The 12995-nt window shown below is 61.4% G+C and carries 10 protein-coding genes; 6 read left to right on the top strand and 4 right to left on the bottom strand.

Features of this window, described 5'->3' with window-relative positions:
• Positions 1 to 27 precede the first annotated feature (27 nt).
• From WAW39_RS19035 to WAW39_RS19010, 6 genes are all read left to right on the top strand, one after another.
• Entirely contained in the window at positions 28 to 1269 is a 1242-nt protein-coding gene (locus WAW39_RS19035; protein ID WP_422320751.1) for a PQQ-binding-like beta-propeller repeat protein, read from the top strand.
• A 97-nt stretch (positions 1270 to 1366) separates the two neighbouring features.
• The gene (locus WAW39_RS19030; RefSeq protein ID WP_422320750.1) at positions 1367 to 2686 is read left to right on the top strand and encodes a bifunctional UDP-3-O-[3-hydroxymyristoyl] N-acetylglucosamine deacetylase/3-hydroxyacyl-ACP dehydratase; all 1320 of its coding nucleotides are present in this window, start codon (positions 1367 to 1369) and stop codon (positions 2684 to 2686) included.
• Positions 2687 to 2704: 18 nt separating this feature from the next.
• Complete coding sequence (gene lpxA, locus WAW39_RS19025) at positions 2705 to 3505, top strand: acyl-ACP--UDP-N-acetylglucosamine O-acyltransferase (protein ID WP_422320749.1); 801 nt, start codon at positions 2705 to 2707, stop codon at positions 3503 to 3505.
• Between the two features lie 164 nt (positions 3506 to 3669).
• Positions 3670 to 4812 (top strand): glycosyltransferase, encoded by a 1143-nt coding sequence (locus tag WAW39_RS19020; RefSeq protein WP_422320748.1) that lies wholly within the window; start codon positions 3670 to 3672, stop codon positions 4810 to 4812.
• A 358-nt stretch (positions 4813 to 5170) separates the two neighbouring features.
• A complete protein-coding gene (locus WAW39_RS19015; protein ID WP_422320747.1) occupies positions 5171 to 5872 on the top strand; it encodes a GDSL-type esterase/lipase family protein in 702 nt (233 codons plus the stop codon).
• Positions 5869 to 6921 (top strand): acyltransferase family protein, encoded by a 1053-nt coding sequence (locus WAW39_RS19010; RefSeq protein WP_422320746.1) that lies wholly within the window; start codon positions 5869 to 5871, stop codon positions 6919 to 6921. The genes WAW39_RS19015 and WAW39_RS19010 overlap by 4 nt, the downstream gene beginning before the upstream one ends.
• A gap of 147 nt (positions 6922 to 7068) precedes the next feature.
• Here WAW39_RS19010 and asnB read toward each other — a convergent pair whose 3' ends face one another.
• From asnB to WAW39_RS18990, 4 genes are all read right to left on the bottom strand, one after another.
• Entirely contained in the window at positions 7069 to 9021 is a 1953-nt protein-coding gene (gene asnB, locus WAW39_RS19005) for an asparagine synthase (glutamine-hydrolyzing) (RefSeq protein ID WP_422320745.1), read from the bottom strand.
• A gap of 3 nt (positions 9022 to 9024) precedes the next feature.
• Entirely contained in the window at positions 9025 to 11163 is a 2139-nt protein-coding gene (locus tag WAW39_RS19000) for a glycosyltransferase (protein WP_422320744.1), read from the bottom strand.
• The gene (locus WAW39_RS18995; RefSeq protein ID WP_422320743.1) at positions 11160 to 12431 is read right to left on the bottom strand and encodes an O-antigen ligase family protein; all 1272 of its coding nucleotides are present in this window, start codon (positions 12429 to 12431) and stop codon (positions 11160 to 11162) included. The genes WAW39_RS19000 and WAW39_RS18995 overlap by 4 nt, the downstream gene beginning before the upstream one ends.
• Positions 12428 to 12995, bottom strand: a 568-nt coding sequence (locus WAW39_RS18990) for a lipid II flippase MurJ (RefSeq protein WP_422320742.1), incomplete at its 5' end; no start/stop codon positions are given. The genes WAW39_RS18995 and WAW39_RS18990, both read right to left, overlap by 4 nt.

The following is a 12995-nucleotide window of genomic DNA, read 5'->3' as shown; positions in this document are numbered from 1 at the left end:
CCAAGTAACAGCGTATACTCTCTCCTTATGAAACTCACACTTCTACTGACCCTCGCTCTTGGTCCCCTGGCCGCACTGCATGCTGAGAACTGGCCGATGTGGCGGGGGGCGAACGGGGACGGCACCTCTGCGGAGTCAAAGCTGCCGGAGAAGTGGAGCCAGACGGAGAATGTGGTGTGGAAGGTGGAGCTGCCGGAGCGGGGGAACTCGACGCCGGTGGTATGGGGGGACAAGGTGCTGGTGACGCAGGCGATTGAGAAGGAAGGGAAGCGGCTGCTGCTGTGCTTTGACAAAAAGACGGGCAAGCAACTCTGGGAGGCGGGGACGATCTACAAAGAGCCGGAGCTCACGCATGGGACGAACCCCTACTGCGCAGCCTCACCCGCGACGGATGGCGAGCGTGTGATCGTGTTCTTTGCCTCGGCGGGTGTGTTTTGCTATGACATGAATGGCAAGGAAGTGTGGAAGCGCACAGATCTGGGCAAGCAGCACCACATCTGGGGCAATGGGACATCGCCGGTGCTCGCGGGGGACCGGGTGTTTCTGAACTTCGGGCCCGGAGAGAACACGGTGCTGTACTGCTTTGACAAAAAGACGGGCAAGACTCTCTGGCAGCACAAGGAGCCGGGCGGGGCATCTGGCGAGGGGGCGGACAAGAAGTGGCTGGGCTCGTGGAGCGATCCGCTGCTGCGCAAAACCGGCGCGCGGTATGAACTGCTGATGAGCTACCCCCGGCGTGCTTGTGCCTTTGATCCGCAGACTGGCAAGGAACTGTGGACCTCCAGCGGCCTGACTGACCTCGTTTATAATTCTCCGCTTTATGCGGATGGTGTGATGATCGCCATGAGCGGCTACGGCGGCGCTGCACTGGCGGTGAAGACCGGTGGCGACGGGGATGTGACGGAAAAGAACCGAGTCTGGCATCTGCCGAAAGTCAGCCAGCGCATCGGCAGCGGGGTGGTGCATGGCGGCTACCACTACATCCTGAGTGATGGCGGGATCGCCGAGTGCCGGGACCTCAAGACGGGAGCGATGGTGTTTCAGGAGCGTCTCAAGGGGAACAACTGGTCTTCGCTGGTGCTGAGCGCGGATGGCAAATGCTATGCGGCGAATCAAATCGGCGACTGCTTCGTCTTCAAGGCCAGCCCGAAATTTGAACTGCTGGCGACGAATTCACTGGGGGAGAAAATCATCGGCTCCATCGCCGTTAGCGAAGGCCAGCTTTTCATCCGGGGCTACAAGCACCTGTGGTGCATCGGGAAGAAGTAGCGGCGGGTATCGGGATTAGCCCGGGGAGGGGAGGTGCATGCCCAGCATTTCCCTTTGACCCCACCGGGCCGCGACGCTAACGAACGCGCTCCCGCCTATGGCCGCCTCAGACCGTCAGCACACACTCGCCAAGTCCGTCTCGATGACGGGCACCTCGCTGCATACCGGCGAACAGGTCACACTCACCCTCCAACCCGCCCCGGAGAACTTTGGCTTCAAGTTTCGCCGCATCGATCTGGAGGACAAACCCTTCATTCCGGCGCTGGTCGAGAAAGTCCAGAAAGTCGAGCGTGCCACGACCATTGCCGAGGGCGGGGTGAATGTGCACACGGTCGAGCACGTGATCTCTGCGCTGGCGGGGATGGGCGTGGACAATGCGATCATTGAAATGGATGCCAACGAGCCGCCCATCGCGGATGGCAGCTCGATGCCCTTTGTGGAACTGATCAAGTCTGCCGGACTGCAGGAGCAAAAGGAGGCGCGCAAGGTTTTCGAAGTGCGTGAGCCGATCTACCAGGAAACCCGTGACGGCACGATCCTGACCATCGTTCCTGATAAAAAATTCCGCATCTCCTGCACGAACGTGGGCCCGGGCGGACGCTTCACGCAGTATTTCAGCACGGAGATCAATCCTGAGACCTACGAGAAGGAAATCGCGGCTGCGCGCACCTTTGTGTACTATGAGGACATCGCCCCGCTGATGGAGAAGGGGCTGATCAAAGGCGGCACGCTGGAAGCGGCTGTGGTCATTCGCGGGGACACGCTGCTCTCGAAGCAGCCGCTGCGCTTTGCGGACGAGTTTGTCCGGCACAAGATTCTGGACATCGTGGGAGACTTGATGCTCTCCGGCAAACGCATCCAGGGTCACGTCATTGCCGTGCGTCCGGGCCATGGGCCGAACACTGAGCTGGCCCGCGCCATCGTGGCGCAGTACAACCAGATGCGCAGCATGGTGCCGGCGCCGGTGCACATCCCGGGTGGCGAGGCCGTCCTCGACATCAACGAGGTGATGAACATCCTGCCGCACCGCTATCCCTTCCTGCTGGTGGACCGCATCATCGGATTCGAAGGCGAATCGAAGTGCACGGGCATCAAGAATGTCACGATCAACGAGCCGTATTTCCAGGGGCATTTCCCCGGCCATCCGATCATGCCCGGCGTGCTGCAACTCGAAGCGATGGCGCAGGTGGCCAGCATCGTGCTGCTGCGCATGCCAGGCAATCAGGGCAAGATCGGCTACTTCATGAGCGCCAACAATGTGAAGTGGCGCAGGCCGGTGCTTCCTGGTGACACGCTCCTCATCGAAACGGAAATCCTCAAGACCAAGCGCAGCATCGCCAGCGGCATTGGCCGTTGCAGTGTGAATGGGCAGGTCGTTTCCGAGGCCGAGCTGATGTTCAGCGTGGTGGATCGTTAAAAGTTAGATTGTTCACGCATGCCCGCCACGATCCACCCGACCGCCATCATTGATCCCTCCGCCAAAATCGGTGCGGATGTCCACATCGGTCCGTATTGCATCATTGGCGCGGACGTGGAGCTCGGAGACGGATGCTGGCTGCAGCACCACGTGACGGTGATGGGGCCTTCGAAGATCGGGAAGAACAACAAGTTCTTCGCCTACGGCTCCATCGGCCAGCAGACGCAGGATTTGAAATACAGCGCCGAGCCGACCTGGCTGGAAGTGGGTGACAACAACACCTTCCGTGAGTTTTGCTCCGTGCACCGTGCGACGTCTGCCGGGGACAAGACGGTGATCGGCAGCCACAACAACTTCCTCTCCTACGTGCACATCGCGCATGACTGCATCGTGGGGAATCACGTCATCTTTTCCAACAACGGCACCCTCGCGGGGCATGTGGTCGTTGAGGATCATGTCATCATCGGTGGTCTGACGGCGGTGCATCAGTTTTGCCGCATCGGCACACGCTCGATCATCGGGGGCTGTGCCAAAGTGGTGCAGGACATCCCGCCTTTTTGCACGGCGGATGGCAACCCGGCGCGTGCGCGTGGCTTGAACATCGTCGGGCTGCAGCGTGCGGGATTCAGCCGCGAGCAGATGCGCTCCCTGCGTGAGGCGTTTCGCAAAGTTTATCGCAATGGATTGAATAACGCCCAGGCCGTGGAGGAACTTCGTGCTGGAGAGCTGACGCCGGAGGCGGCGGCCTTCGCCGACTTCGTCGCCACGACGAAGCGGGGCATCATTTTCGGCGGCAAGGCCGAGGCAGAGGAAGAGTAGCCCTGCTCCTGCGGAACAGTGGAGTGTGGTGCAAACATTACGGCTGGGAGCGTCTTGAAATCTGGGGCCACGTTGAGCTGTCCTTGTTGTACAGCCACAAGGCTACTTTCACTGCATCCTTGCTTTCGTGCCTGCGCTGAATGGTGCTAAAGTGGCTTTTTGCGATGCAAATCCTTCTAGTCACTGAACCCGGAGTGGATGGCGTGTTCCGGCACGTCGAGGCACTGGCGTCGTTTTTGATGGAGCGGGGTCATCGCATCCATCTGGCGTATTCGGATGTGCGGGGTTCGGACCGGCTGACGCAGCTGGTGGAGAAGGTTTCTGCGGCGGGTGGCATGACGATGAATCTCGCGGTGAGCAATGCGCCCGGTCCAGATGATGTGGTGGCGCTGCTTAAACTGCGCAAGCTGGTGAGGGAGGCGCGGCCGGATGTGATCCATGCGCACAGTTCCAAGGCTGGCGCGCTGGCGCGTGCGCTGGTCTTGCTCGGTGTGAGACAGCCGGTTTTCTACACGCCGCATGCGTATTACGGCTTGTCTGGCAAGGGCGGGATGAAGTCGCGGGTGTTCAATGCGGTGGAGACGGTGCTCGGACGCATCGGCACGACGATCAATTTGTCTGAGGGGGAGCGGGCGTTTGCGAGGGACTCTTTAAAGATTCCGCAGGCGCGGCTGCGCTTGATCGCGAACCCGGTGGACTGTGTGCGGTTTCGGCCTGCTGATGCTGCGAAGCGGCAGGAGATTCGTGCAGCGCTGGGTGTTCCGGCGGGGGCGATCCTGCTGGGATCGGTGGGGCGGCTGGCGTTTCAAAAGGACCCGCTGACGCTGTATCACGCCTTTGCCAAAGCCTGCCAAAAAAGGCCTGAGCTGTGGCTGTATCATCTGGGCGAGGGCGAGCTTTCGGCTGAGTGTGCGGCTCTGGCGGACCAACTGGGCATTCGTTCGCGCATTGTGCGCCAGACTTACTTGTCGGAGCCGCTGTCGTTTTATCAGGCGCTGGATGGGATGATTCTGACCTCACGCTACGAGGGGCTGTCCTTTGCCGTGCTGGAGGCGCTGGCCTGTGACCTGCCGGTGATTTTGAGCCGGGTGCCGGGGAACAATGATTTCACGGAGATGGGGCTGTCTCACTGCTGGTCGGCGGGCAAGGAGGATGTGGATGGATTCGCGGAGGTGATCGGGCAATGGGCGCAGGATTGTGTGCTGGGGCGGGTTTCGAATCATCGGCAGATCGCGGAGACGAGGTTCAGCCAGGAGGCTTGTTTCGGGGCGATTGTGCGGGAGTATGAGCAGAAGGTGGGGCGATAATTCTGGGCTGGAAAAATCCAGCGCCCACGCGAGCGCGGAGCGTCTTGGAGTGCGGCGGCAAGCCTAGGCGCGACGCCGCTTTCGCAGGCTGGAGGGGTGGGTAAGAAGAAAAGCACGCTGTGCCACGCGCAAGCACTGCTGCTTTCGCAGGCTGGACGACTTGCTGGGGCCTCAGAGCATTCGACACCCCGCGAAAGCGGTGCCGTCGATGCAGGCTTGCGCCGTGCATCTCTGTCACCGCACTCCAAGACGCTGTCGCGCTCTTTGGAAGGTGACAGCCAAGTGTAAACATCTGCGCTCGGTTGTTTTGCCACGCAGCTTGATCTCGTGAGGGCAGGCGCTTAGCTTTTCGGCTTTCATGTCATTGTTCCGACATCTTCTGGGTCTGTTCTGCCTTGCCGCCCTGGGGGTGAATGCAGCGGAAGTGTCGTGGGAGCCCGCGATGCGGGATGATACGGAGTATTGGGCGAATACGGTGAAGCAGCAGGCTGAGACGATGAAGCAAGCGCAGGCGAAACTCATTTTCATTGGGGATTCGCTGACGGAGAGCTGGGACAAGGAGATCTGGCAGAGGCGCATCGCACCTGCGCAGGCGCTGAATTTTGGCATCGGTGGTGAAGGTCCGCAGCATGTGCTGTGGCGGCTGGAGCATGGCATTCTGGACGGGCCGTCGCCTGAGACGCTGGTGCTCATGATCGGCATCAACAACTTCTGGCGGCACTTCAGCGCTGCGGATACCACACGTGGAATTGAAACCATTGTGGAGCGCATTCACACGCAGCATCCGACGACGCGCATCGTGCTGCTGGGCCTGCTGCCTGTGTATGAAGCGGCATCGCCGATACGGCCCTGGATTGGTGAGATCAACGGGGGGCTCAAAAAGCTCGATGGTCAGAAGAAGGTGGAGTTCTTTGATTTTTCGTCCGCATTTTTGGAAACGGACGGCAATCAGCGACTGCAGCTTTATCAGGAGGATCATCTGCATCTTTCCAAGGCGGGTTATGTCGTGCTGGCTCGTGAGCTTACGCCTGTTCTCAAACTGCCTGCCGCCCTGCCATGAAGTCGATCAATCCCACGCTGCGAATCGCTGAACTGGATGCTTTGCGCGGCATTGCGGCCATGGCGGTCATCCTGTTTCATTTCACCAGCGGCATCGCGAAGAACTGGGCGTTTGAGCAATCGTGGTTTCATCTCTACGACCCGCCTTTTGAGTTTCCTTATGGCGGCACGGGGGTGGATCTGTTTTTCATGATCAGCGGCTTCGTCATCTTCATGACACTGGATCGTGCGAGGTCCGCGATGCACTTCGCGGTGGGGCGGTTTTCACGTTTGTATCCGACGTTCTGGGCCTGCGCGCTGATCACGCTGCTGGTCACCGCCAACTATGGGCTGCCGGGGATGGAGGTCACGCCGCGTGATGCGCTTTGGAACATCACGCTGCTGCCGCGTTTTGCGCGGGCGCAGATGATTGATGGTGCGTACTGGTCGCTGGAGTTTGAGATCTTATTTTACGTGGCCATGCTCATGCTGCATCGGCTGGGGGCGTTCAAGAAGCTGACGGTGCCGGTGCTGCTGCTCTGGCTTGGTGCAGCGGCGGCGGCGCATGGTGTGCTCACTTACGGGCAGCCGGAGTCGTTGGTTTATCGACTGACGGGGAAGATCAAGGCGGTCACGAGTCTCGACTACATTCACCTGTTTGGCGTGGGCATGATTTTATACGATGCGCATCGCCGGCGTGCGTGGAGCCTTGGGCATACACTGGTGCTGGTGTCCTGCGCGGTGCTGGCATGGTGGAAGGCGGCGTTTCCGCTGCACTTTGTGTTTGTCGTTGGCTTTGGGCTGCTGCTGCATCTGGCGACGACGGGATGGCTGCCTTTTCTCAATGCGAAGCCGCTGGTGTTTTTGGGAGCGATTTCGTATCCGCTGTACCTCATTCATCAAAACATCGGACTGGTGCTTTTGAATGCGCTGGGTGGTGTGACGGACTCGGCGTGGTTGAGGCTTGGTATCACGGTGGCTGCGATGGTGGTGCTGGCGTGGGTGATCTCGGTTTGCATTGAGCGGCCGTCCATGCGGTGGGTGCGGGACAGGCTGCGACGGTTTACGTGAGGTGTACGGAGCGCGAACTTTAGTCCGCAGCATTCCGCAACACCAGAGGCGTCACATTCGCTTGGGGCTTTCGCCGCGCCGAAGATCTCGTGCTTGCGGCTTTCTGTCTGGGATGACTAACGCTAGGCGTGAGCGACCTGCTGCGGACTAAAGTCCGCGCTCCTTCTGCGCCTGGAGCCAGGCCTGGAACATGAGGATGTCCCAGAGGTAAAAGTGCCAGTTGCGGGTGCCGCTGAGGTGTTCCTGCCACTTCTGGCGGATGGGGGCAGGGTGGAAGAAGCCTTCGCGTTTGAGGCGTGACTCGCTGAGCAGATCCTCGGCCCATTCGCGCAGGGGGCCGCGCAGCCAGATTTCCAATGGGATGCCGAAGCCTTGCTTGGGGCGGTCGATCAGGGCCTTGGGCACGTGGCGGTAGAGCGTTTCGCGCATGAGCCATTTGCCTTTGCCATCGCGCACTTTCATGGAATACGGGATGGTCCAGGCGAACTCGATGAGGTTGGTGTCGAGCAGCGGGATGCGGCCTTCGAGACTGACGCCCATGGCGGCGCGGTCCACTTTGGTGAGGATGTCGCCGGGGAGGTAGGTCTCCATGTCGAGATACATCATGCGGTGGGTGAAGTCACTCACGCGCGGCCATGCCTTGGTGTTGGTGATCGCGGTGACGGGGTCTTTGCCGTCGATGACGATGTCCGTGGGCTTTTTCCAGTAGGACATGAGATTGAGGTAAAGCGTCTCGATGCCGGGAGCGGCGACGACTTCGGCAAGTTTGTGCAACTTATCGCCGACGGGAATGTGGCGTTTGCTCTTGGGCAGGAGTTTCGCTCCGAGGGTGTTGAGCGGGCCGGGAGGCACTGCGGTGAGTGCGGCTGCGGTGAGCTTTTTCAATGCAGGGGGCATCCAGGCGAACTTGCTGTGGAGGCTGCGGCCCATGGCGTAGCGTTCGTAGCCACCGAAGAGTTCATCGCCGGCGTCTCCGCTGAGGGCGACAGTGACATGCTGCTTCGCCATCTTGCAGACGAGATGTGTCGGGATCTGCGAGTAGTCGGCAAAGGGTTCATCGTAGAGCGCGGGAAGCTGTGGGATGACATTCAGCGCGTCCTCACCGGTGACGTACATTTCGGTGTGTTCGGTGCCGAGATGCTTGGCCACGCTCTTGGCGATTTCGGCTTCGTTGTACTGCTTCTCGTGAAAGCCGATGGTGAAAGTGCGCACGGGGCGGGCGCTTTGCTTCTGCATCATCGCCACGATGAGGGAGGAATCGATGCCGCCGCTGAGGAAGGCACCGAGCGGCACGTCGGAGATCATGCGCATGCCCACGGCTTTTTTCAGCATGGACTCAAAGGTGTCGATGGCCTCGGCCTCGGTGCCCTTGAAGGGATTGTCGAGACCGTGTTCAACGACGTGCGGCAGGCTCCAGTAGTAGCCGGGATGCGGGCGTTCGGAGGGCGCTTTGAAGCTCAGCATTGCAGCGGGTGGCAGCTTTTTGAAACCCTGATAGATGCAGAGCGGATCGGGGATGTAATTGAAGCGAAGCAGAGAGGTGAGGGCCTCGCGATCCACAGCGGCGTTGAAGCCGGGGAAGCGCTGGATGGCTTTTAATTCGGAGGCGAAGACGAACGTTTCACCGATCCAGCCGTAGTAGAGGGGCTTTTCGCCCATGCGATCGCGGGCGAGATGCAGCATGCGTTCCTGCTTGTCCCACACGGCGAAGGCAAACATGCCGTTGAAGCGCCGGGTGGCTTCGACGACACCCCAATGGCAAAAGGCCGCGAGCATGACCTCGGTGTCGGAGTGGCCGCGCCAGGTGTGGCCGAGGGGCTCGAGTTCGGCGCGCAGATCCTGGAAGTTGTAGATCTCCCCATTGAAGACGATGACGAAGCGGCCATCCGCGCTGTTCATCGGCTGGTGGCCGAGGGGTGAGAGATCGAGAATGGAAAGGCGGCGATGGCCCAATGCGATGCCGCTGGATGAATCGACCCAGGCTCCGGCGTCATCGGGGCCGCGCAGGATGATGGCGTCGGTCATCGCGGTGACGATGGCATTCATCTCGTGCGCGGGGCACGCTGAGGGAGGATTGAAGAAGCCAGCAATGCCGCACATGGGTCAGGGATGGGGAAGGGGGGATGCGAGAGGATGCGGCACCGGGACTACGGGAGCTGCGGCGGATTGATGGGGAGAGTTTAGGAGGGCCGCGAATTTTTGCAGGACGCTTTCGATGGAGAACTGCTGCTCAATGCGTGTGCGTGCGGCAAGATCTTGAGTGATGCCGGAATCGAGCAATTCGATGCAGGCTTTGGCAAGTGCAGCGGGATCGCCTGGCGGCACCAGGTGGCCGGCCTCACCGGTGACCCAGCGGGTGTCGCCGATGTCAGTGGCGACGACGGGAACGGCGCAGGCCATGGCTTCGCCGACGACGTTGGGGAAGCCTTCGCCAAAAGCGGAGGATGACACGGCGATGTTGAGCGAGGCGGTGAGCTCGGGCAGGTCGTGGCGCTCGCCCAAAAGCTGGATGTTGGGAGGAACGTCGAGTGTTTCGGTGTCAGCACCGACGATGATGAACTGCGTGTCAGGGCGTTTTTCAGCGATGAGTTTCGCAGCGGCGATGAAGGTGGCGTAATCCTTCATGGGGGCATTGCGGCCAAAGCGGCCGATGCGTCCGGGGACGGGCTTGCCGGGCTGCCATTTGGCGAGATCAAAGCCGTTTGGAATGAGCTGCGTTTTGCTGGCGCGGAAGCCAATGTCTTCGTGCTGACGCGCACCTGTCTGCGTGTTGTAGGTGATGCGCTGCGGCAGCCAGGACAGTTTGGCGAGGGCACGGATGACGAGAGCGGAGCCGCGCTTTTCGTGTTTCAGATCGTAGAGGCTCTGGCGCACATTCCAGATGATGGGCACGCTTTTGAAACGCATGAAGCGTGCGAGTACGGCGGCGAAGCAGCCATGGTACATCCAGCCCATCATCACATCCGCACGGGTCTGCCGGACCAGTTTGAACAAGCGCCAGAGGGAGCTCAGCGTGGGTTTGCCGGCGGGCATGTCGAGGCTGTGGACTTCAATGCCGGCGTCGCGCAAAGCGGTGGCGTGTTTGCCGCCTGCGGTGAGGGAGATGACGACGTGCTGAAACTGCGGCAGTCCGCGAATGAGCTGGACCAGCATCATCTCCGCGCCGCCGCTGCCGAGGCCGGTGGTGAGCCAGAGCACTTTTTTGGAAAGCAGGCGGCTGGTGCGCTCCACCAGCTTTGCCACGCTGAATTCATCCACGATGCGCTGGCGTGGGTTGTGCGGGTGGAAGGCGAGCATGCAGTGGGCGAGCGCGGTGTGATCGCCCACGGGGAAGACCTGTGTTTTGTCGCCGATGATCCAGGCGCTGTCGCCCACGTTGCTGGCGATGCAGGGCACGCCGCAGGCCATGGCCTCGCCGATGACGTTGGAGAAGCCTTCGCCGAAGGCGCTGGAATTCACGAGGCAGTCGAACTTCGCGTAAACGGCGGGCATGTCGTCCTGCGCTGGCAGCCAGGTGACGCGGTCGGCGATGCCGAGTCTGGCGGCGAGGTCGCGCATCTGCTGCTCGTAGGCGGCATCACCCGAGCCGACGATGATGAATCTGGCATGCGGATCGAGGGCTGCGGCGGCGAGGAAGGTGGCGTGGTCCTTCATCGGGTTCATGCGGCCGACGAGGCCGAAGGTGAGCTCCTTGTTCGGAGTGCGCGGCTGCGGCTTGAAGCGCTCGGTGTCGATGCCGTTGGGGATGACGTGCATCCTCTGGAGCGGATAACCACGGGCGGCGTAGTAGTCGCGCCCGGCCTGCGAATTGCAGAGGATGAGATCGGCGAAGCGGGCGAGGAGGCAGTTGAGGCGGAAGCTGGCCTTGCTGAGGATGCCCCAGAGGTGCGCGTCTGACTGGGAATCACGCACGCCCCAGACGATGCGTGGAAAGCCGCAGAAGGGCTTCAGGAACAGCGCCATGAGATTGGACTCCGCGAGGTAACCGTGGAGCACCTCGGGGCGGACGCTGCGGGCGGCTTTGATGAGGCGGATGAAAAAGCCGGTGAGATCCCAGCGGCTTTTTTTACCAACGCAGATCGTCTGCACACCGGAGGCCTCGAGTTCCGCACGAAAGGGACCGTCGTAGAAATGCAGTACGCAGACTTCGTGGCCCTCCTTGACCAGACCACCCGCGAGCAGCACGAGCTGGCGCTGGGCGCCGCCATGGCCGAGATCACGAATGATGAAGGCGATCTTCATGGCTGCGGCAGCGGGGAGTGAGGCGTGGCCTGCGCCTTCGGAGGAGCGGAGAGAACGAGGCGGAAGCGCCCACTGTATACCAGATTGCAGCACACGGCGGCGGCGAACCAGTAGTGCGGGGATTCCACGAGAATCTGGCTGCAGGGGATGAAGAGCCACAGCGGGACGAGGCAGTAGAAACCACGCATCTTGACCAAGAAGCAGCGGATGGTCAGCACCAGCAGGCCGCCGATGTAGAGCAGCACGCCGGGGATGCCGATGTCGATCCAGAGGGAGACGATTTGATTGTGCGGCTTCCAGATGCTGGTGCCTGCGCCGGTGCCATGACCCCACAGAGGTTTTTTGCCGGCGGCCTCCCAGCCGTCCTGCAGATCCTTGCCGCGTTCGGGGGATTTGATGCGCTCGAAGTCGAGTTCGTAGATGGCCTTGAGACGGTCCGTCGTGTCCTTGTTGGTCATGATCCCGACCTTGGTGGAAGTCTGGGCCAGGATCGCCACGCCACCGATGGCGAGGGGAACGCTGATGACGACGAGGAGCAGCATGCCCATGAAGTGCTTGCGCAGATTTCCAATGATGTAGCAGAGCATCAGGCAGGAAAACACCGCCATGCCGCTGCGGCTGAGGGTGAGCGCGATGGCGGGCGCGACGAAGCCGATGAGCACGACGTTCCACCAGAAGCGGGGATTCAGCGTGAAGATGACCGAGAGCATCAGCGTGATGATGATCGGCGGGTCATTGGGATCGTCCGGGAAGCCGGCCATGCGGCCTGGGATGCGCGTGAAGGAGCGGAAGCCCAGCCATTCGTAATACACGCAGCCTGCGGAGAGCACGGCGGTGCAAACGGCGGCCCACATGGCCACGCGCCGCCATGGCTCCGTGGAAAGCAGCAGCACGGTGGTGAAGGTGACGAGGAAGTTGGAGAGCAGGGACATCACCACAATGCTGTGATCCCCCAGGGCCGTGATGGTGAAGCGCTGCAGAAACGCGGCATCCAGCACGCGCAGCAGCGGCACGATGAGCATCAGAAAAGCGGGCGGGCAGATGCTGGGCTTGTTCAGCAGAGACATCACTCCGGCACCCGCCAGCGTGAGCAGGGTGTAGTCGCGTGGCTTGAAGGGAATGACGCCTGCGCCATCGGCCCAGTACAAGGCCTTGGTCATGGCAGGCACCAGCAGCGCGAGCGCGGCCAGGAGGAGAAACTTCACCAGGCGCTCGCGGCGTTTCGCGGCGATCTGCATGTAGGCGGGCATCCTGGGGGCGGTGTTCATGCGGCCTCCTTTCGGCGGATCACCAGCAGGCAGGTGGCGCAGGTGGCGAAGGCGCAGATGCAGTGCACGATGGTGGTGGAAAGCGCGATGCCCGCAGCACCCAGATGGCGCATGAAGAGCCAGTTGAGCGAAGCATTGAGAAAGAGGGCGCTGAACGCGATGGTGAGCATGTGGCGCGAGGCCTGCAAGGAGATGACGATGCGTGCGGCCACGGTGCCGAGAATGTAGAAGGGAATCTGGAAGGCCGCGTAGCGCAGCACCTCGGCCACGCGCTGGGTGTCCTGCGGGCCGAAGGCACCGCGCTCAAAGAGGATGCGGACGATCCACGGGGCGAGGAAGCACATGGCCAGCGTCATGGGCAGCGAGGCGCTGACGATGATCCCGGCGCTGGCGAAGAGCCGCTTGCGCAGGCCGTTCCAATCACGGCGGGCGACGAGCTCGGCGAAGTGGGGGAAGAGCACGTCCGAGGCGGGCCCGGCGGTGACGGCGAGGACGATGGCGCAGACTTTGTCCGAGTAGCCCATCACGGCCACGGAGCCTGCGGTGAGCCATGCCGCCATGGTT

Origin of the sequence: Prosthecobacter sp., assembly GCF_049294395.1 — a bacterium.
Classification (GTDB): Bacteria; Verrucomicrobiota; Verrucomicrobiia; order Verrucomicrobiales; family Verrucomicrobiaceae; genus Prosthecobacter.
This window is presented reverse-complemented; position numbering and strand designations above follow the sequence as displayed.